Annotated in this window: 15 protein-coding genes; 10 read left to right on the forward strand and 5 right to left on the reverse strand. The window is 69.5% G+C overall.

Annotated features, from left to right (window positions below):
• Positions 1–33 precede the first annotated feature (33 nt).
• The 9 genes from LXT21_RS26435 to LXT21_RS26475 all read left to right on the forward strand — a co-directional run bounded on the left by LXT21_RS26435 (position 34) and on the right by LXT21_RS26475 (position 11,153).
• Positions 34–1,179: an LOG family protein gene (locus tag LXT21_RS26435; RefSeq protein ID WP_254040972.1), complete on the forward strand. Its 1,146-nt coding sequence runs from the start codon at positions 34–36 to the stop codon at positions 1,177–1,179.
• Positions 1,180–1,221: 42 nt separating this feature from the next.
• The gene (locus LXT21_RS26440) at positions 1,222–1,977 is read left to right on the forward strand and encodes an HAD family hydrolase (protein WP_254040973.1); all 756 of its coding nucleotides are present in this window, start codon (positions 1,222–1,224) and stop codon (positions 1,975–1,977) included.
• Positions 1,968–2,762, forward strand: a complete 795-nt coding sequence (locus LXT21_RS26445; RefSeq protein WP_254040974.1) for an STM4013/SEN3800 family hydrolase — start codon at positions 1,968–1,970, stop codon at positions 2,760–2,762. The genes LXT21_RS26440 and LXT21_RS26445 overlap by 10 nt, the downstream gene beginning before the upstream one ends.
• Positions 2,763–2,773: 11 nt before the next feature.
• Positions 2,774–4,090 (forward strand): STM4012 family radical SAM protein, encoded by a 1,317-nt coding sequence (locus LXT21_RS26450; RefSeq protein WP_254041195.1) that lies wholly within the window; start codon positions 2,774–2,776, stop codon positions 4,088–4,090.
• Positions 4,087–4,971: an STM4011 family radical SAM protein gene (locus tag LXT21_RS26455; RefSeq protein ID WP_254040975.1), complete on the forward strand. Its 885-nt coding sequence runs from the start codon at positions 4,087–4,089 to the stop codon at positions 4,969–4,971. The genes LXT21_RS26450 and LXT21_RS26455 overlap by 4 nt, the downstream gene beginning before the upstream one ends.
• Positions 4,972–5,139: 168 nt before the next feature.
• Positions 5,140–5,370, forward strand: a complete 231-nt coding sequence (locus LXT21_RS26460) for a hypothetical protein (RefSeq protein WP_254040976.1) — start codon at positions 5,140–5,142, stop codon at positions 5,368–5,370.
• A gap of 170 nt (positions 5,371–5,540) precedes the next feature.
• The gene (locus LXT21_RS26465; protein WP_254040977.1) at positions 5,541–6,464 is read left to right on the forward strand and encodes a carboxylesterase family protein; all 924 of its coding nucleotides are present in this window, start codon (positions 5,541–5,543) and stop codon (positions 6,462–6,464) included.
• A gap of 360 nt (positions 6,465–6,824) precedes the next feature.
• Positions 6,825–7,988: an efflux RND transporter periplasmic adaptor subunit gene (locus LXT21_RS26470; RefSeq protein WP_323394996.1), complete on the forward strand. Its 1,164-nt coding sequence runs from the start codon at positions 6,825–6,827 to the stop codon at positions 7,986–7,988.
• Positions 7,989–8,000: 12 nt separating this feature from the next.
• Positions 8,001–11,153: an efflux RND transporter permease subunit gene (locus LXT21_RS26475; protein WP_254040978.1), complete on the forward strand. Its 3,153-nt coding sequence runs from the start codon at positions 8,001–8,003 to the stop codon at positions 11,151–11,153.
• 57 nt (positions 11,154–11,210) lie between these two features.
• On the opposite strand, the gene LXT21_RS26480 is transcribed toward LXT21_RS26475, so the two are convergent.
• From LXT21_RS26480 to LXT21_RS26500, 5 genes are all read right to left on the reverse strand, one after another.
• A complete protein-coding gene (locus LXT21_RS26480) occupies positions 11,211–12,545 on the reverse strand; it encodes a reverse transcriptase family protein (protein WP_254040979.1) in 1,335 nt (444 codons plus the stop codon).
• 211 nt (positions 12,546–12,756) lie between these two features.
• On the reverse strand, positions 12,757–13,965 hold the full coding sequence (locus tag LXT21_RS26485; RefSeq protein WP_254040980.1) for a type 2 periplasmic-binding domain-containing protein: 1,209 nt from the start codon (positions 13,963–13,965) through the stop codon (positions 12,757–12,759).
• 95 nt (positions 13,966–14,060) lie between these two features.
• The gene (locus LXT21_RS26490; protein ID WP_254040981.1) at positions 14,061–15,212 is read right to left on the reverse strand and encodes an STM4014 family protein; all 1,152 of its coding nucleotides are present in this window, start codon (positions 15,210–15,212) and stop codon (positions 14,061–14,063) included.
• Between the two features lie 7 nt (positions 15,213–15,219).
• On the reverse strand, positions 15,220–16,581 hold the full coding sequence (locus tag LXT21_RS26495) for a WGR domain-containing protein (protein WP_254040982.1): 1,362 nt from the start codon (positions 16,579–16,581) through the stop codon (positions 15,220–15,222).
• Between the two features lie 44 nt (positions 16,582–16,625).
• Positions 16,626–18,116 (reverse strand): hypothetical protein, encoded by a 1,491-nt coding sequence (locus LXT21_RS26500; protein WP_254040983.1) that lies wholly within the window; start codon positions 18,114–18,116, stop codon positions 16,626–16,628.
• Positions 18,117–18,319: 203 nt separating this feature from the next.
• On the opposite strand from LXT21_RS26500, the gene LXT21_RS26505 reads away from it, so the two are divergent.
• On the forward strand, positions 18,320–19,786 hold the full coding sequence (locus LXT21_RS26505; protein WP_254040984.1) for a hypothetical protein: 1,467 nt from the start codon (positions 18,320–18,322) through the stop codon (positions 19,784–19,786).
• The last annotated feature ends 46 nt before the right edge of the window (positions 19,787–19,832 follow it).

Genomic DNA, 19,832 nt, shown 5'->3' on the forward strand with positions numbered 1-19,832 from the left:
CAAGATGGCCGCGAGGCATGGAATCCTCCCGGGGTGATCGAGCTAGAGACTCCCGAGGCCTTCGAGCGGCACCTTCGCGAGGGACACAGCCTCGCCAACGTCGTCATCCAGGGGTTGGACCTGAGGCGCTACACGCCCGAGCTGAGCACGGCGCCGCTGGCGGGCACGGTGTTCCTGGGCTGCGAGCTGGAGAAGGACGCGCTCCAGGCGGCGCTCGCCCATGGCGCGCTCGTCTTCCCGCCCATCTCTGGAGTGCCCTATCAGCCGTACCGGGGCACCCTCTACACCCCCGAGGAGCTGTACGCGGGGTTCGACCTGACGCGCCCGGAGACGTACGAGGACACGCTCGACGCGCGCATCTACCGGCACTGGGAATCGCACGGCCGGGGCACTCCGCCGACGCTGCTGGAGACGCTCGCGCAGCGCCTGCATGACCACGCGGTCACGAACGCGATGGAGGGCCTGCTCCTCAGGGAGGGGCCGGCGCGGAAGGTGGTGGCCATCATGGGCGGACACTCGATGAAGCGCGGCATGCCTGACTATCGCGAGGTGGCCACGCTGTCCCGGGAGCTGACGCGCGCGGGCTTCTTTCTGGTGAGCGGCGGCGGCCCCGGCGCGATGGAGGCCACGCACGTGGGCGCCTGGTTCGCCACGCGCACGGAGGCGGCGCTCGACGCGGCGCTCGCGATTCTCGCCAAGGCCCCCAGCTATACGGACCGCGAGTGGCTGGCGCGGGCCTTCGAGGTGCGAGGCGCGTTCCCGCTCGGGCCCAAGGACGTCTTCGCCTGCTCCAGCCTGGGCATCCCCACGTGGCACTACGGCCACGAGCCGCCCAACCCCTTCGCCACGCACATCGCCAAGTACTTCGCCAACAGCGTGCGCGAGGACGGCCTGCTCACCATCGCGAAGGGTGGCATCGTGTACGCGCCCGGCAGCGCCGGCACCATCCAGGAGGTCTTCCAGGATGCCTGCCAGAACCACTACAACAGCGTGGGCGTCATCAGCCCGATGATCTTCCTGGGCCGCGAGTTCTGGACGCGCACGCGTCCGGTGTACCCGCTGCTGGCGCAGCTCGCGCAGGGGCACGAGTACGCGCGACACCTGTTGCTCACGGACTCGCGCGAGGAGGTCGTCGAGGCGCTGCGGGCGTACGACCGCTCGTCGAACGTCGCCAGCTGAGCCGCTGGACTTCACCCGCGCCGTGAGGCACGGGAGGGTGCGATGCGAAAGAAGGGCGGGCAGTACGCGGACAAGCGCTGGATGAACAAGCCCCGGGCCTTCGGGAAGTATGGCCCGGTGCGTCCGAAGGCGCTCTTCTTCGACGTCGACGACACGCTGATAGACCGGGGCGGCGCCTTCACGCGCTACTTCGAGCACTTCATGGCCCGCTTCCCGGACGTCTTCCCCGCGCACCGTCGCGCCGACGACCTGGCCACCTTGCGCATGCTCGACGAGCGGGGCGGGCGCGACCGGCAGGCGTTCTTCCAGGACCTGCTCGAGCGCTTCCCGGTGGGGCTCTCCGAGAAGGGCCTGCGCGCGGAGTTCCACGTGGGGCTGGCGCGGCAGGTGACGTCGGACCCGGAGCTGGTGGCGTGGCTCGCCGCGCGGGCCGGCCGTCAGCCCGTGGTGGTGGTGTCCAATGGCGCCGCGGGCACACAGCGCATGAAGCTGCTCCACGCCGGGCTCTACCACTGCGTGCCACAGGGGTTCTTCTCCAGCGAGGTGGGCGTGGAGAAGCCCGACCCGGCCATCTTCCAGGCGGCGCTGAAGCACGTGAACCGGGCACCCACGGAGGTGCTCCACGTGGGGGACGACCCGGTGCGCGACATCGTCGGCGCCAGGCAGCTGGGCATCACCACGTGCTGGGTGTCGCACGGACGCGAGTGGCCCGCGTCCCTGCCTCCGCCCGACTTCACCGTGGAGCGTGTCTCCACGGCCGTGCAGGACCTCGAGCGGGTGCTCTCGACATGGACATGAATCAGGTGGTCGGCTCGCACGACCTGCTCTTGCTCACGCTGGACACCCTGCGCCACGACGTGGCCACCCAGCTGGCCGCCTCGGGGCGCATCCCGAACCTGGCCGCGCTGCTGCCCGGAGGACAGTGGGAGGAGCGGCACTCGCCCGCGAGCTTCACCTACGCGGCGCACCACGCCTTCTTCGCCGGCTTCCTGCCCACGCCCGCGCGTCCGGGGCGCCACCCGCGACTGTTCTCCATGCGCTTCGAGGGCAGCGAGACGACGGGGCAGGGCACCTGCGTGCTCGACGCGCCGGACCTGGTGACGGGGCTCTCCGGACGCGGCTACCACACGGTGTGCATCGGCGGCGTGGGCTTCTTCAACAAGCTCAACCCGCTGGGCAACGTGCTGCCGGGCCTGTTCGCGGAGAGCCACTGGGCGCCGGAGCTGGGGGTGCGCGAGCCCCGCTCGACCGAGCACCAGGTGGCCCTGGCGGTCCGTCGCCTGGACGCCCTCTCGAGGCAACAGCGAATCTTCCTGTTCATCAACATCTCCGCGCTCCACCAGCCCAACCGTCATTACCTGCCGGGCGCGAGCGAGGACTCCCGGGAGACCCACGCGGCAGCCCTGGAATACGTGGACAGTCAGCTCCCACCCCTGTTCGCCGCGTTGCGGCGGCGGGGGACGGCTTTCTGCATTGTGTGTTCGGACCACGGCACGGCGTACGGCGAGGACGGTTATAACGGTCACCGCGTGGGTCACCCCGTCGTCTGGACGGTGCCCTACGCGGAGTTCATCCTGCCGTGAGAGCCAGCACCATGACGCGCCTGGAGCAGATGTTGGGAGAGTCGCCGTACGTGGCGTACCTGTATGGGTACCCGCACAAGACGGCCTATCGGCCCTTCACGCCGCCCCTCTCGTTGGAGTCGGTGTGGGCCGAGGAGCGGCGCGACGCGCTGTTCCTCTATTTCCACGTCCCGTTCTGCGAGATGCGCTGCGGGTTCTGCAACCTCTTCACCGCGGCGGGCCCCAAGCAGGACGTGGTGGACGGGTACCTGGGCGCGCTGGAGCGGGAGACGCGGCGGGTGAAGGACGCGCTGGGCCGGGCGAGCTTCGCCCGACTGGCGCTGGGCGGAGGCACGCCGACGCTGCTGGACGTGGCGGGGCTGAACAAGGTGTTCGACCTGGCGGAGAAGGTGCTGGGCGCGGACCCGCGGAACATCCCCGTGTCGGTGGAGGTGTCGCCGGAGACGGTGGACGCGGAGAAGCTGCGGGTGCTGCGCTCGCGCGGCACGGACCGGGTGAGCATGGGCGTGCAGAGCTTCATCGAGGCGGAGGTGGCCGCGGTGAAGCGGCCGCAGAAGACGGCGCAGGTGGAGTCGGCGCTGGACCTCATCCGCTCGACGGGCTTCCCGACGCTGAACCTGGACCTCATCTACGGGATGGAGGGGCAGACGCCGGAGAGCTTCCTGTTCTCGCTGCGGGAGACCCTGCGCTTCTCGCCCGAGGAGATCTACCTGTATCCCCTGTACGTGCGCCCCTTGACCTTCCTGGGGAAGAAGGCGCGCGCGTGGGATGACCTGCGGCTGTCGCTGTACCGCACGGGCCGGGACTTCCTCGTGTCGCAGGGGTACACGCAGGTGTCGATGCGCATGTTCCGCGCGAAGCACGCGCCGGACGCGGGTGGACCGGTGTACCGCTGCCAGGAGGACGGGATGGTGGGGCTGGGGTGCGGGGCGCGCTCGTACACGGGGGCGGTGCACTACTCGTCCGAGTACGCGGTGGGCTCGCGCGAGGTGCGCAACATCATCGCGTCGTACAGCGCGCGGACGGCGGAGTCCTTCGGGGAGGTGGGGTACGGCTTCCGGTTGGACGAGGCGGAGCGGCGGCGCAGGTTCATGTTGTTGTCGCTGCTCGCCGAAGGGGTGGACATGGCGGCGTACCGGGCGCGGTTCGGCGCGGATGTCTTCGAGGACTTCCCGGAGCTGTTGGAGCTGGAGACGCACGGCCTGGGGCGGAGGGACGCCACGGGGCTGCGGCTGACGGCGGCGGGGGTGGAGCGCTCGGACTTGCTGGGGCCGTGGCTGCACTCGGATGGGGTGCGCGCGTTGTCGTCGGAGTACGCCTGGCGATGAAGCTCACGGTGCTCTATCGGGGGCCGTTGTCGAGCTGCAACTACGGTTGCGAGTACTGCCCCTTCGGGAAGTGGAAGCACACGGACGAGGAGCTGGCGAAGGACCGCGCGGATCTGGAGCGGTTCATCGCGTGGGTGGAGGCGCGCACCGAGGACACGGTGTCGGTGTTCTTCACGCCGTGGGGCGAGGCGCTCATCTGGCCCTGGTATCAGCAGGCGCTGGCGCGGCTGACGCATCTGCCGCACGTGGAGCGGGTGGCGGCGCAGACGAACCTGTCGTGCCGGCTGGACTGGGTGAAGGACTGCCGCGCGGAGAAGCTGGGCATCTGGGCGACGTATCACCCGGAGTGGACGAAGCGGCCGCGCTTCCTGAAGCAGTGTGAGACGTTGGTGTCGCTGGGCGTCCGGCACAGCGTGGGCGTGGTGGGCTTCCTGCGCTTCGTCGAGGAGGCGGAGACGCTGCGCCGCGAGCTGCCGGCCGAGACGTACCTGTGGATCAACGCGGTGAAGGACGGGCAGGAGGAGCCCTACACGCCCGAGGACGTGGCGCGCTTCACGCAGTTGGATCCGCTCTTCCCGGTGAACAACGTGCGCCACCCGAGCCTGGGGAAGGCGTGCCGGGGAGGGGAGTCGGTCATCTCCGTGGACGGGGAGGGCACGGCGCGGCGGTGCCACTTCATCGACGAGGCGATCGGGAACATCTACGCGCCGGACTTCGACCAGGCCCTGCGTCCCCGGCCGTGCTCGAAGGCGACCTGTGGTTGCCACATCGGCTACGTGCACATGGACTACCTGGAGTTGGATCGGGTCTTCGGCTCCGGAATCCTGGAGCGTGTGCCGGCCGAGCCGCTGTGGCGGCGTGGGGCTGTCGCCAGTCGCTGAGCCTGGGCGTCGCGGTCTTGAAGCAAGACATGGCGCGGCTGTTGGGTGACGCCGTCAATCTTTGACGGCGCTGGCCGGGGTCCGTTCCGGGGCTGGGCTGTCATGATTGGTGTCATTGTGATATGATTGCCATGCAGTGTCGTCAATCCCAGCTGCCCTGGAGGTCACGTGCGAGGCATTCTTCGAGGAGTCCTGGCCGCGGTTCTGCTGTCTGGCTGTGGTGGTGGCGAGAGCGATGTGGCGGTGGACGCGCAGGGGCTGGACGAGCAGCGTCAGGACATCGGCCGCTGTGAGGACCTGCCTTCGACCTGCAACCCGGGGGCGAGGACGATCTGTACCTACGACGGTGGCGCCATGCGGTGTACCTGCATTGCCCCGGGCTATTGGGAGTGTGCCTGAGCCCCGTGCTCATCGGCGGTTGATGTGAGGTCAGCGGGGGCCAGGTGCGTTGATGGCCCCCGTGTCGCATTTGAATCCAGGTTGTAAAAGCAGCGTCGTGGCCGTTTCGGGGATTCCGGTTTTTGTGCAGACTCCAGGTGCCTACCGTCGTTCAACCTGGAGAGCACACCATGCGGCTGCGTTTGATGTTGCTGTGTTTCGTGATGGGGGCTGTTGCTTGCGGAGGGGAGCTGGGGGAAGGGGAGCACGCGTACCTGGAGGAGCAGGGCTCGCGGCTCGCCATCACGGTGGAAGATCAGCTCGTGACGCGCATGCCCGCGAGCACGGGCACGCTGTACGGCTACGTCGAGTACCTGCCGCCCGGCTACCTGACGTCCCCCGAGACGCGCTATCCGGTCATCATCCACCTGAACGGCCGGGGTGAGTTCGGCACGGCCCAGAACGAGGCGGCCCTGTTCGAGAAGGGCACGTCCAACGGCGCGCTGAAGAAGATCCGCTACGAGGCCACGGCCAAGACGTACTTCGGCCAGAAGCAGGTGATGATCTTCACGCCGCAGGCGGCGACGAACTGGGTCCCCGCCGAGGTCAACAACTTCGTCGACTTCATCGTGGCGAACTACCGCGTGGACCTGTCCCGCATCTACGTCACGGGCCTGAGCTACGGCGGCTATGGCGCCTGGCAGTACGCGTACACGTACGGCCACCGCCTGGCGGCGCTGGCGCCCATGGCGACGAACATCGGCGGGCCGGGCCCCACCATCACGAAGTTGAAGAACGTGCCGGTGTGGGCGGTGCACTCGTTCGCGGATGGCACGTCGCTGCTGGCCGAGCGCTCGTGGCTGATGGGCGTGACGAAGAACTTCAACCAGGGGCAGATGGTGACGGTGCCGCAGCCGTCCGCGACGCTGACGTACCTGTTCGCCGGCGCCGCGAGCAACGTGTGGACGTCCCAGCCGGGCTACGTGTCGACGGGCAACCTCCAGGCCCGGCTCACCGTGATTCCCGGCAGCGCGCATGACTGCTGGACCCAGACCTACAACAACTACGGCTTCTGGGACTGGCTCCTCGCGCAGCAGCGCGCGTCGGTGCCCTGAGCTTCGACGCCAAGGGCGGGCGCCCTCGTGGGGTGGCGCCCGTCCTCGGTTCCGTGTCGCGCGCGTGTCGCGCCCGAGAACGACCGTTCGTCGCGCTCGAAAACGTGTGCACACCGCTCAACCGGAAAACTCGCGTGCTCACAATCCTTGTCAGGATTCCAGCGGGATTTCGTCCGCCGCGAATTGCTGACGTCGCTTAGGAGGATTCACTCCGGGCGCATGCGGATTTGGTGGCATGAGCGCGCGTATTCGGTAGAGGAAGGGCCGCGCCGGAGTCACTTCGGCCGCCCGTTTCAGTCCCCCACCCCCGAGGACTTCATGTGGTCTCGTTCACGTCGGCTCCGGCCGGCGTTCGTTGGAATGCTGTCTGGCGCCGCGCTGCTGGTCGCCTGTGAGAAGCCCGCCGAGCAGCAGCAACAGCCGCAGCAGGCTCCCCAGGCCGCCCCCGTCACCGTCGTCACCCTCAAGTCGGAATCCGTGCTGCTCACGCGCGAGCTGCCCGGGCGCACCCAGGCGTTCCTCGTCGCGGAGGTCCGCCCCCAGGTCAACGGCCTGGTCCAGCGTCGGCTCTTCACCGAGGGCGGCCAGGTGAAGGAGGGCCAGGCCCTCTACGAGCTCGATGACGCCACCTACCGCGCCGACTACGCCAGCGCCAAGGCCGCGCTGGAGCGCGCTCAGGCGACCCTCACCTCGGTTGCCCTCTCCGCGAAGCGCTCCGCCGAGCTCTTCAAGCTCGAGGCCGTCACCCCCGCCGACAACGAGAAGGCCGTCGCCGCGCTCGCCCAGGCGGAGGCGGACGTCAAGGCCGCGCAGGCCGCCGTCCAGCGCGCTGGCGTGACGCTCGGACACGCGCGCATCACCTCGCCCATCACCGGTCGCATCGGCAAGTCGTCCGTCACCCAGGGCGCGCTCGTCACCGCCAACCAGCCGCAGGCGCTCGCCGTCGTGCAGCAGCTGGACCCGCTCTATGTCGACCTGACCCAGTCGAGCAGCGAGCTCCTGCGGCTGCGCAAGGAGCTCAGCGCCGGCACGCTCAAGCCCACCGACAGCACGCCCGTCACCCTCCTGTTGGAGGATGGCAGCCGCTACTCGCACCCGGGCTCGCTCACGTTCTCCGACGTGACGGTGGACCCGGGCACCGGCACCTTCGCGCTGCGCATCACCGTCCCCAACCCCGACCAGATGCTCCTGCCCGGCATGTACGTGCGCGCGCTCGTGGGCAACGGACTGCGCCAGGAGGGCCTCCTCGTCCCGCAGCAGGGCATCGCGCGCGACGCGAAGGGCAACGCCTCCGCGCTCGTGGTGAGCAAGGACGGCAAGGTGGAGCCTCGCACCGTCGCGGTGAGCCGCACCGTGGGCGACCGCTGGCTCGTGGACAGCGGCCTGTCCGAGGGTGATCGCGTCATCGTCTCCGGCCTCCAGAAGATCCAGCCGGGCATGCCCGTCCAGGCGACGGAAGCCCCGCCGAGCGAGACGAAGGGGGGCGAAGCCGCGCCCCTCGTCCCGCCGGCTCCCAACGAGTGACGGAACGCGGCCATGGCAAGATTCTTCATTGATCGACCCATCTTCGCGTGGGTCCTCGCCATCATCATCATGATGGCTGGCGCGCTCTCCATCACCCGGCTGCCCATCGCGCAGTACCCCATCATCGCGCCGCCCACGGTGACGGTGGGCGCCGTGTACCCGGGCGCCTCGGCGAAGGCCATCGAGGACTCCGTCACGCAGGTCATCGAGCAGACGATGAAGGGGCTCGACAACCTGCTCTACATGTCGTCGACCAGCGAGTCGAACGGCGCGGCGACCATCACCCTCACGTTCGCCAACGGCACGGATCCGGACATCGCGCAGGTGCAGGTGCAGAACAAGCTGCAGCTGGCCACGCCGCTGCTCCCGCAGGCCGTGCAGCAGCAGGGCATCAGCGTCACCAAGGCGGCCTCCGGCTTCCTGCAGGTCATCGGCTTCGTGTCCGAGGACGGCAGCATGGGGGGGGACGACATCCAGGACTTCGTCGCCACCAACATGGTGGACCCCATCTCCCGCGTCCCGGGCGTGGGCAGCACGCAGGTGTTCGGCACGAAGTACGCCATGCGCATCTGGCTGGACCCCAACAAGCTGGACACGTACGCGCTGACGCCCACGGACGTCATCGGCGCCATCCGCGGGCAGAACCAGCAGGTGGTGGTGGGCCAGCTGGGCGGCACGCCCGCGGTGAAAGGCCAGCAGCTCAACGCGACGGTGACGGCGCAGGACCGCCTCCAGACGCCGGAGCAGTTCCGGAACATCGTCCTGCGAGGCAACTCGGATGGCTCCGTGCTGCGGTTGGGCGACGTGGCCCGCGTGGAGCTGGGCTCCGAGGACTACAGCGTCATCAGCCGCTACAACGGCAAGCCCGCCACGGGCATCGCCGTGTCGCTGGCCACGGGCGCCAACGCCCTGGACACCGCGCAGGGCGTGGCGGCGGCCCTGAAGGAGATGGAGCCCACGCTTCCCAAGGGACTCAAGGCGGTGGTGCCGTTCGACACGACGCCGTTCGTGCGCGTGGCCATCCAGGGCGTGGTCACCACGCTGCTGGAGGCCATCCTCCTGGTGTTCCTGGTGATGTACCTGTTCCTGCAGAACTTCCGCGCCACGCTCATCCCCACCATCGCGGTGCCGGTGGTGCTCCTGGGCACCATCGGCGTGCTCACCGCGCTGGGGTACTCGGCGAACATGCTCACCATGTTCGCGATGGTGCTCGCCATCGGCCTGCTCGTGGACGACGCCATCGTCGTGGTGGAGAACGTCGAGCGCGTGATGAGCGAGGAGGGGCTGTCCCCCAAGGAGGCCACGCGCAAGTCGATGTCGCAGATCACCAGCGCGCTGGTGGGCATCGGCGTGGTGCTCTCCGCGGTGTTCATCCCCATGGCGTTCCTGGCGGGCTCCACGGGCGTCATCTACCGGCAATTCTCGGTGACCATCGTGACGTCCATGGCGCTGTCGGTGCTGGTGGCGCTGGTGCTCACGCCGGCCTTGTGCGCCACGCTGCTCAAGCCGATTCCCAAGGGCCACCACGCGGCCACCAGGGGCTTCTTCGGCGCGTTCAACCGCGCGTTCGACTGGAGCAATGCCCGCTACCAGTCGGTGGTGAAGGGCATCCTGGGCCGGGCGTGGAGCTTCATGGTCGCCTTCGTGGCCATGGTCGCGCTGATGGTCGTGCTGTTCCTCAAGCTGCCCACGTCGTTCCTCCCGTCCGAGGACCAGGGCTTCCTGTTCGCCCTGGTGCAGACGCCGGTGGGCGCCACGCAGGAGCGCACGATGAAGGTCATCGAGCAGCTGGAGAACCACTTCCTCGAGAACGAGAAGGACACCGTCAAGGCGCTGTTCAGCGTGCAGGGCTTCAGCTTCGCCGGCAGCGGTCAGAACGCCGGCATCGCCTTCATCAACCTGAGGGACTGGAAGGAGCGCAAGTCGGCGGAGCTGGGCGTCAACGCGGTGGCGGGTCGCGCCGCGGGGGCCTTGGGGCAGATTGAGGACGCGCTCGCGTTCGCCTTCCCGCCGCCCGCGGTGTCGGAGCTGGGCAACTCGGCCGGCTTCACGTTCTTCCTCAAGGACAACATCGGACAGGGGCACGAGGCGCTGACGGCCGCGCGAAACCAGTTCATGGGCGCGGCGATGCAGAACCCGCTGATTGCCTACGTGCGGCCCAACGGCCAGGAGGACACGCCGCAGTTCCGCGTGGACGTGGACGTGGCGAAGGCGACCGCGCTGGGGCTCTCCACGGCGGACATCAACAACACGCTGACGGCGGCGTGGGGTGGTCAGTACATCGACGACTTCATCGACCGGGGCCGCGTGAAGCGCGTGTTCATCCAGGCGGACGCTCCGTTCCGCATGGTGCCGGAGGACTTCAGCCGTTGGTCCGTGCGCAACATGAAGGGGGAGATGGTCCCGTTCCCTGCGTTCGCGAGCGTGCGGTGGGGCTCGGGTTCTCCCCGGCTCGAGCGCTTCAACGGCGTGTCGGCCATGGAGTTGACCGGCGAGGCGGCGCCCGGGGTGAGCTCCGGCGATGCCATGGCCGCGGTGGAGCAGATGGTGGCGCAGCTGCCTCCGGGCTTCAGCCTGGAGTGGACGGGCCAGTCGTATCAGGAGCGGCAGGCGGGCTCGCAGACGCCGCTGTTGTACACGCTGTCGCTGCTCCTGGTGTTCCTGTGTCTGGCGGCCATGTACGAGAGCTGGACCATCCCGACGGCCGTGCTGCTGGTGGCGCCGCTGGGCATCCTCGGCACGGTGCTGGGCAGCTTCATGCGAGGCATGGACCGCGACGTCTACTTCCAGGTGGCGATGCTGACCACGGTGGGGTTGTCGAGCAAGAACGCCATCCTCATCGTGGAGTTCGCCAAGGAGAACGTCGAGAAGGGCATGGAGCTGGTGGAGGCCACGCTGCTCGCGGTGCGCGCGCGACTGCGGCCCATCCTGATGACGTCGCTGGCGTTCGGCTTCGGCGTCGTGCCGTTGGCGATCGCCTCGGGCGCGGGCGCCGGTGCCCAGCGGGCCATCGGCACGGGCGTGCTCGGCGGCATGCTGGTGGGCACGCTGCTGGGCATCTTCTTCGTGCCGCTGTTCTTCGTCGTGGTGCAGCGCCTGTTCACCCGACGCAAGACGCCGACGGAGTCCTCGCCTCCCGTGGGTGACTCACACGCGACGTCCTGAGTCCCGGGACGACGTGAAGCTCGAAGAGGCCGCCGGCGCGTTGTCGGCGGCCTCGTTTCATTCCGGCGCCCAGGGGATGCGCTCGAAGGTGGCCCTCAAGCGGGCACCTCGTGCCGGGTGCAGGTGCTCCACCCAGGCAATCCGTCCGAGCAGGTGCGCGCGGAAGTCCGGATGCTGTGTGGTGTTCTGGCTCTCGGGGCCGCGTGTGCGGCACAGGTGCAGCACGGCTTTCAGGCGCTCGTAGTCCTCTCGAGGGACGGTGGGGTGCGCGTTCACCACGACGCCCGCGAGCCGCTGTTGCTGGCCCTGGTGCATCACGCGCGTCTTCCCCTGGCGCACGGTGAAGCCCTCCTCACGGATGATTCGCGTGACGCACGCGAGCAGCCTGCGCACGCGTCGCGCCAGGGCTTCGTCACCGGAGAAGGCCAGGTCATCCGCATAGCGCGTGTATCGGGCGCCCAGCGTCGCCGCGAGCGCGGACAGCCGGACATCGAGTCGATAGGCCGCGAGGTTGGCGAGCGCCGGTGACGTGGGCGCTCCCTGTGGGAGGTGTCTCGCCGAGAGCCTGCGCGACAGTCTCCAGCAGGTGTCCAGCTCCTTCGCGCTCTCCGCTCGACGGGCCTGTTCGACGACGGCGCCCGGCGTGCGATTGGTGCAGAGCCCGGCGAGGGCGTTGACGATGCCATCCGGATAGCCGGCCGTCCGGAACACGCCCCACACCTGCGTGGGCCGCACCGCGTGGAAGAAGTCCTCCAGGTCCACACGCACCACGACTGCCCGGCCCACGTGGGGTTCGGCGAAGTCCTTCACCCCGAGGCCCCGGACGAAGCCGCGTGCCGCGGCGTGGGGCGGAATGACGTCCAGGATGTCGTGGAGGACCTTGCGCTGCAGTCGCGCGAGGTCCAGCCCCGGCTGCTCCAGGAGTCGCTTGCCTCCCGTGCGCTTGGGAATCCAGACGTAGCGATAGCGTCGCCATTGGCCGGGACGGGACGTGCGCTCGAAGCCCGAGCCATCCGCGAGCCATCTCAGCTGGGCGTCCGTCACCCCGAGCCACTGCGCGAGGGCGGCCTGCGTCGTGAGTTCGGGAACGGGCCAGGGCCGCCGTCCCATCTGAGGCTCCGCGTCCAGCCAGTGGTGGATGCGGATGGGCGCGGCGCTGTTGCCGCAGGCTCGGATGAGCGCGGGCCGCGTCGCGAGCAGGTCCGTGAGCAACTCGATGCGGGCATGGGGCGGGCGGGGAAAGTACCGCAGGGTGCCGCGGATGATGGACAGCAGCCACCGCGAGCGTCCGCCCACGACATGGGCTCCGCGCTCCCTCAGTCCCGCGGCGGTCCATTCGCCCGCGAGGAACGCGGACGCGAGCGCCGCCGCCACGGGGGGGCGCGTGCTCACGTCCGGACCTCTGGGTGCCATGCGGCGGCTCGGGCCCACCTGTCCCGTCTGGCGTGGCCAGAGTCGCGGCTCGCCGCGATACCGGCCTCGCGTGGGAGTGTGTTCCTCATGAAGAACCCCCGGGGGTACCCCGGAGAAGCAGAGGGCCGTGTCACCACGGACCGTCTACGCGCTGGGTTTCCGAGCCGCCGCATGGCGGGGGTGGACCCTACTACTTCAGCGCGTCCAATAGCGCGGCCTGCATGGCCTTGCGGTTCTCCGGGAAGCCTTGACTGGGGAAGGGCCGCGCGCCGGCGATGAGCGGCTCGAACTTGCGGTACATCGGGTCCGAGCGCGCGGGCTCCTGCTGGTAGAAGGCGCGGTTGGCCTGGAGCAGGTAGCGGGGCAGGGTGCCCTGCGGCCCTTCGCCGCTGAAGGCGATGAGGCTGCGCACCTCGGTGCTGCCCAGGAACGAGGTGAGCGCCTTCGCGTCCTCCGCGCACGTGCCCGTGCAGCCCGCGTTGACCACCAGCGCGTCCACGAACACGGTGGGCGCCGAGCCGCCACCCAGCGGCACCGAGACGACGTCCGGCAACGCCATCCCCGGCCGGGCCTTCAGGATGGGCACCAGGCGCTCGGTGTAGCCCATGAACCCGTTGGCCTGCTCCATGGCGAACGCCTCCTCCGCCGCCGTGTTGTCCGCGTACGTCCCATCCAGGCACGGGTTGACGCCCGGCTCCATCGCGCAGCTGTCCACGACGGCCCCGAACGGGGCGAGCGTCGTCGCATCCAGCGGCAGGGCCAGCGCGCCAGGCAACGCGTCCGCCGGGTGGGTGTCTCCCCACGCGTCGATGTACGAGGAGGGCAGCGTCCAGCTCCCGTCGAAGTTCGCCGCCAGCGGCCGCTTGCCCGGAGAGACGTCCCGCAGGATGTCCACCAACGTCGCGCCATTCGTGGCGGAGCGGATGTTCGTGCTCCGTGAGTACACGACGTAGGTGCACAGGTACGTGGGCATGCCGTAGCTCGTGCCGGAGATGCGCACCGCCTCCTCGGCCGCGGGATGCACCGTGCCCGCCGCTGGCGCCACCGGCTGGATCCAGCCCTTCGACACCAGCGAGCCCAGGATGAGCGTGTCCACCTCCACCACCTGCGCCGCCGTGGGGCCGGAGCCGAGCAGCTGGTTCAGCGCGCCGCCATCGTCCAGGTCATACACATCCAGGTTGGCATCGAACACGACGTCCAGGTCGATGTCCGAGTGCTCCCGCTCGAAGTCCGCTTCGAGGCGCGCCGCGAGGCTCGCGAAGCCGTCTCCCACGGTGTCCGGGATGTATGGGAACAGCACGGCCTTCATCGGCCGGGGCGGCGTGGGCGTCGGGTCCGGAGACTCCGAGCAGGCCGTCAGCGTGAAGAGCAACGCACCGAGTGACGCTTTCCAATTCATGGCGGAACCTTCCTTCTAGAAAGGTTCGCACTCTAGGCTCGGTGAGGCGGATAAACCGCTCTTTCACGTCCGTGCTTGTCTTTGCGGTGACGGCGTCAGGCGGGAGCGTCGAAGCCGGCGGACCGCAGCGCCTCGCGAATCTCCCACTCGTACACGGTGAGGCCGTCGCGCTTCAGGCCGGGCAGCAGGTCCCCGAAGGCATTCGCCTCCACCACCCGGTGCCCGGTGAAGTACTCCTCGAACATCAGGTCGATGCCGACGTGAAGGCAGTCATGGGCGCGCGCCACCTGGCGGCAGCTCTCCATCGCCGCGTCCCATTCGTTCCGGGGCACCGCCGCCTCCAACTCCTCCAGCTCTCCGCGCCAGCCGCCCAGGTGCAGGTTGGTGATGGGTAAGCGGCTCTGGCGCACCACGATGAACGCTGGCTCGCCGCGCACCGCCAGCACGCGGCAGTCGAAGAGGTCGCCACCCAACCGCGCCTTCGGAATCGAGCGCTCCACCTGCGAGCCCTCGCGCAGCAGGAAGTCGAGCACCTGCTCCAGCGGCTCCGGCTCGCGGATGCGGCGCACCTTGAGCGTGTTGAACCAACCCCGCGAGGACTGCTCGACGGTGGTGACCAGTGACTCGTGGCCCCGGTGTCGTCGGAAGATGCCCAGGCACGACGCGGACGAGCCGCAGGACACCTTCACGAAGACCTCGCGCCACGCCTCCTCGTCCATGCGTTCGCGCAACGACGCCACGTCCGTCACCCCGTCCAGGGGCTCCGGCACGGGCACTCCCAGCGCGGCGTACTGTCGCGAGGTGACGCGCTTGTCGAACAGGTCCCGGATGCTCGCGGGCGACTGGAGCACCCGCCAGGACGGGCGCTCGCGGAACACGGCCTCCAGCTCCGAGAGGACGCGGAGCAAGCCGAGGTGTCCCTGCCGGGGCGCGAGGATGCGCCCATGGTCCTCGACGAGCGCGTCGACTTCGCTGGGGGCGAGCACCTGTCCCCCGTGCGCGAGCGCGTCCTCGTAGCCCCGCTTCAACAGGCCCTTCTCCACCTCCCAGCTCTCACCCGCGGAGTCGATGCGGACGAACGCCTCCGTGTCGGGGAGCGCGGCGAGGAGGGAAGGGGAGTCCAGCAGCTGCCGCCAGGGCACCACCTTCGCGGGGGGCAGGCCCTGACGGACCAGCGCGTCCTGGAACAGCGAGACGCGCCGGTTCTCCGCGTTGCCGATGAGGATGAAGCCGGGCAACGCGGACATGGGAGGACTACTCGCCCACCGCGGCGTAGTGGTACTCCGGGTCGTAATCGCGCTGGTTGCCCGCGGCCACGGCGCCGGCGATCTTCGCCACCAGCTTCTCACCCGCGTCGGTGAGCGTGTTCTCCGACAGGTCCAGGTGCTTGAGGTGCTTGAAGGCCGCGGCGTTCTCCGCGAGCGTCTTCGCGCCATCGTCCGTCAGACAGCCCATGGACAGGTCCAGCTTCTCGAGCTGGGGGAGCACCTTCGCGGTGGGCAGCACCTTGACCAGGTCGTTGGTGAACTCCGAGTTGCGCAGGCCCAGCACCTTGAGGTTCGACAGGCCCTTGCCGTCGAGGATGGGCTGGATGTCCGCGATGCCGCCCTCGGCGCCGTAGCTGTCCTGGCCGAACCACACCTCCAGCTTCTCCAGCTTGGGCCACTTCGCGCTGGCGATGGACTTCACCGCGCCCAGCGGCAGGCCGCCCGTCTCGATGGTGAACTCGCGCAGCTCCGGCAGGTCGATGTCCCCCAGGTCCGCCCCCGCGCCGCGCAGCCGCAGCGAGCGCAGGTTCGGCACCAGCTTGTAGAGCGCCGAGACGTCGTTGACGTAGGACCAGGAGATCTCCGTCTCGTCCGGGTACTCGAAGTCACCCAGGAACAGCGTCTTGAGCCCCGCGGGGGGCGACTCCTGCAGCGCCTCCATCACGGGCTCGTAGCTGTTCTCGCCGTCCGAGGCGTCCACGATGCCCACCGTGAGCGACTGGAGGAAGCGGCCCGACGGGTGCGTCAGCAGCGTCTTCACGCCCTCGCCCACGTCGAACTCGGAGTCGTACTCCTTGCGGCCCAGCCGCGCCGAGCGGATGAAGCCCAGGTGCCACTCGAGGGTGACCTCCTCGTCGCTCCAGCCCTTCGCCAGCGAGCCGATGAGCAGCGCCTTGTGCTTCTTGATGTGCGCCGTCACCTGCTTCTTGAGCGCGGTGGCCTCGGCGCCGGACGCCTTGGAGAGCGCGTGCTGCAGCGCGATGAGCTCGCCGCGCGGGTCGCCCTGGGCCTGGAGCCAGTCGCCATAGACGAGGTACGCGTCGACGTTGTCCGGGTCCTTCTGGATGGCGGCCTCGAGCTCCGGGTTCGACTTGCCTTCGACGGACTCGCCCTCGTCCTCATCGTCGTCGCCACCCTCACCGTCGCCCACCAGCTCGTAGCCCTTCTTCTCCTTCTCACGGACGAGCTTGTCGTACTCCTTCTGGGCCTTCTCGTCGGAGTCGAACGACTGCGTCTTCTCCTGCCCATCGGTGCCGATGCGGCCCCAACGCGTGGTGAAGGAGTCGCCCTCGAGCTTGATCTCCCAGAACTTGCTGGAGCTGCCTTCCTTGAACTCGTACCGCGGCATGGCCGTCCTCTCCTGCGCCGAGCGTGGCGCGTCCGGACCGGAAGCTAGAGAAGCCCTCGCGCAAGCTCAAGCGTCGCGCCCATCCAGGCTTCCCATGGAGTCTCCGGCACGCGCCCTTCCTGCCCATCTTCCGGGATTCCCTGCGCGGGGACACCCGGTCGTGACGTGTGCACCCGAGGGCTCGGTCCGCTCAGGTCCACCCGGTGCACGCTCACGTGCGAGGGCAGCCCGCGCGTGTCGAGCGGCGACTGACGGACCGCGTCGAGCCACAGCACGTCCACGCGCGCTCGCCTGGCGTCGACGCGCACCTGCTCCAGCACCTGCTCATTGTCTCGGGGCGTGAGAATCTCCACCGTGCCGCGGGCGCGCCACTCGCGCAGGAGCAGCTCGCACAGCCCACGCTCGGCCTCGAGCGGGTGGGGACCTGGTCCCTCCCAGGGGAAGACCACCTGGAAGCGCAGGTCCTGGTCTCCCAGCCACACGGAGAGCCGGCGCACCAGGCACAGCACCAGCCCCAGCGCCACCACGGCGCGCTGCCAGCTGACGCCGCTGTCCTTCACGCGCGCGTCCGCGAGGCTCACGAGCAGGAGGAACACGAGCACCCGACGGCGGCGCACCGCGAGGCTCTCGTCGCGCGTGTAGTAGAGCAGCTCGCCCTCGACGTAGCGCACGTCGAACAGGTCCAACGTGGGCTCGTCCTCCATGTAGACGAGCTCGGAGGTGACCAGGTTCTCCAGGCTGCCCACGTTGGAGACCGACGAGAAGCCGCCTTGTGGGAACGCGGCCTCGTCATCCAGCGCGGTGGGCGCGGGGCCCTGCGAGACGGCGCGCGCGCGCAGACGCGGCGGCAGCGTGCGCGACAGCGACTCGGCGGCCTCCACGGCCTGCTCCAACGCCAGGCGCTGCGCCTTGCCCTTCAGGTGCTCCAGGTTCTCCAGCGTGAAGACCTCGGCGTCGCCGAGCAGCGCGTTGGCGCGGCGCGCTCCGGTGGCCAGCGCCTCGTAGCCCTGGGCGAGCGACTCGAGCCCGGAGTCCCGCTCACGCAGCGCGGTGTATCCCGATTGCAACAGTTCACCGGGTGGCTTCTCGAGGATGCGCCGTCCCAGCGCGGGGCTCACCGGCGTGCCCGCGGTGAAGCCCAGTCGCGTGAGCACGCGGCCCACGAGGAAGGCCATGCCCTTGGGACGCAGGGCTTGTGGCACGCGGGCCAGCGCCGCGGACACGGCCTCCAGGGAAGGTTCGGCGGCCAGGCGCGCGAGGACGTGGTCGTCGTAGGCCCGCACGGCGTCGCGGAGGCGGGGCAGGGTGTCGGGGATGGGCAGGGACGGCGCGGGAGGCTGACCGGTGACGAGCCGCCCCAGGTCGGAGACGAACGCGGGCGGCGGGAGCGTGGGGGCCTCCGCGAGCGTGGCCCCCACCCAGGGGAGGCTCACGGCGAGCGCCTCCGCGTCGAGTCCCTCCTGCCGTGCGAGGCAGAGCCCCGCGCACAACCAGCGTTCCAGGTCCTGGGGGGCTCGCGGCTCGGGGACTCCCATGCGTCCACCCTGTATCACTTCCCGCCGGGGTGGATGCAGGGGTGTGTCGGTGAGCAGCGCCGTGGCGCCGTGTTTTCGGCAGGGGGCCGGAGGAGCGATCCCTGTCTCGATGCGGACAGGCCCTTGCGACTTCAGGGCAGTTGTCCAGTGCAGGGTCGGTTCCCACCCTCGCTTCCTTGCTCCCTCTCGGGAGAGGAGGCCACATGCGCGCGAAGTCTGGCTGGGCGGTGATGTTGCTGGGGGCCCTGGGCTGCGGAGGGCCGGAGGTGGGGGTGGAGACGCCTCCGAGCGCCGGAGAGGCGTCGCTGTTGGCGCCGTCCTGCCCCACGGGCGGTGCGCAGCAGGTGAAGGAAGTCATTCCACCGGGGACGCCCGAGCCGCCGCCGTTCGCGGGGCTGTCACCCGGCGGCTTCGTGGGCGTGCAGGGCACGGCGTACTTCACCGTGAACTATCCTGACGGTGCCTCCGTGCTGTGGCGTACGCAAGGCACCGAGAGCAGCACGGTCCAGGTCCGCGCCTTCTCCGCGATGTGGCCCGAGCGTTCGTTGTCTCCGCGGGCGCCGCTCGGCGACAAGCTGCTGTTCACCATCCACACGCCGGAGGCCGGCTACGAGCCATGGATCTCGGACGGGACGCAGGCGGGCACGCGCCTGCTCAAGGACGTGACCCCCGGGCCGGGCGGCACGTCGATGTCGCAGGTCTCCGTCTGGGGCAGCAGCGCGTCGTTCTTCCGCACCCGGCAGGTGCTCACGCCGCCCCGGACCCAGGTGGAGCTGTGGCGCACGGATGGCACGGAGGCCGGCACGCGGATGGAGGTGAACCTGGGCGTGCTGAGCACGCTGGCGGAGCAGTACGTGCGGACCACGAGCGCGCACTTCTTCTTCATGTCCAACCCGACGGACGGCACGTCGCTGTGGCGCACGGATGGCACCGCGGGCGGGACGGTCTTCGTCAAGAAGCTGGATGCGGGACAGGTCCCCGTGAGGGACGTGGGCACCACGCAGGATGGCGCCGTGGGGTTGTTCACCCTGCTGGATGGCGGCAACACGGAGGTGTGGAAGACGGACGGGACGGCCGCGGGCACGGTGCGGCTGGAGACCTTCGGCAAGCGCATGCAGATGCTCGGCTCGCTGGGCGCCTCGGTGTACCTGGTGGATGCCACCTACGGGCCGCCGATCATGACGCTCTCCAGCGTGTCGCTGGCGGGCGGAGGCAAGACGAACATCACCCAGCTCGAGAACCCCTGGCCGAATGATCCGGACGCGGGGACCTTCGTCCAGAACTTCGTGCGCTCGGGTGACAAGCTGTACTTCTCCGTGGCCATCGGGACGTCGAGCCCCGCTCCGCGCACGGTGTGGCTGTGGGTGACGCAGGGGACGGCCGCGACGACGCGCCGGGTCTCCACGGAGCTGAGCACCTCCGACGAGTACTGGTCTCCGCTCATCGCCACGGACAACGGCGGGGTGGCGTTCACCGCGGACAGCTCGAGGCCCTGGGTGTCCTATGGCACTGACGCCACGACCTCCCAGATCACCACGAGCCCCACCGGGGCCGGGCTCGGCGTCGCCTTCGCCCGGGTGGGCAACCGCATCTACTTCGGCGCGCGGGGGGAGGGCTCGCTCTACCACCAGCTCTGGAGCATGCCCTCCAACGTGAGCTGCACGCCGTAGCCGAAGGGACGGGAGCGGAGGGCAGCACGCCGCCTTCCGCTCCTCC

The organism is Myxococcus guangdongensis, from assembly GCF_024198255.1.
GTDB classification, from domain to species: domain Bacteria; phylum Myxococcota; class Myxococcia; order Myxococcales; family Myxococcaceae; genus Myxococcus; species Myxococcus guangdongensis.

Bases quoted from the DNA above. Each gene is read 5' to 3' on its own strand.
- LXT21_RS26440 (WP_254040973.1), top strand. From the start codon at position 1,222: ATGCGAAAGAAGGGCGGGCAGTACGCGGACAAGCGCTGGATGAACAAG.
- LXT21_RS26445 (WP_254040974.1), top strand. From the start codon at position 1,968: ATGGACATGAATCAGGTGGTCGGCTCGCACGACCTGCTCTTGCTCACG.
- LXT21_RS26450 (WP_254041195.1), top strand. From the start codon at position 2,774: ATGACGCGCCTGGAGCAGATGTTGGGAGAGTCGCCGTACGTGGCGTAC.
- LXT21_RS26455 (WP_254040975.1), top strand. From the start codon at position 4,087: ATGAAGCTCACGGTGCTCTATCGGGGGCCGTTGTCGAGCTGCAACTAC.
- LXT21_RS26465 (WP_254040977.1), top strand. From the start codon at position 5,541: ATGCGGCTGCGTTTGATGTTGCTGTGTTTCGTGATGGGGGCTGTTGCT.
- LXT21_RS26470 (WP_323394996.1), top strand. From the start codon at position 6,825: ATGCTGTCTGGCGCCGCGCTGCTGGTCGCCTGTGAGAAGCCCGCCGAG.
- LXT21_RS26475 (WP_254040978.1), top strand. From the start codon at position 8,001: ATGGCAAGATTCTTCATTGATCGACCCATCTTCGCGTGGGTCCTCGCC.
- LXT21_RS26485 (WP_254040980.1), bottom strand. From the start codon at position 13,965: ATGAATTGGAAAGCGTCACTCGGTGCGTTGCTCTTCACGCTGACGGCC.
- LXT21_RS26490 (WP_254040981.1), bottom strand. From the start codon at position 15,212: ATGTCCGCGTTGCCCGGCTTCATCCTCATCGGCAACGCGGAGAACCGG.
- LXT21_RS26495 (WP_254040982.1), bottom strand. From the start codon at position 16,581: ATGCCGCGGTACGAGTTCAAGGAAGGCAGCTCCAGCAAGTTCTGGGAG.
- LXT21_RS26500 (WP_254040983.1), bottom strand. From the start codon at position 18,116: ATGGGAGTCCCCGAGCCGCGAGCCCCCCAGGACCTGGAACGCTGGTTG.
- LXT21_RS26505 (WP_254040984.1), top strand. From the start codon at position 18,320: ATGCGCGCGAAGTCTGGCTGGGCGGTGATGTTGCTGGGGGCCCTGGGC.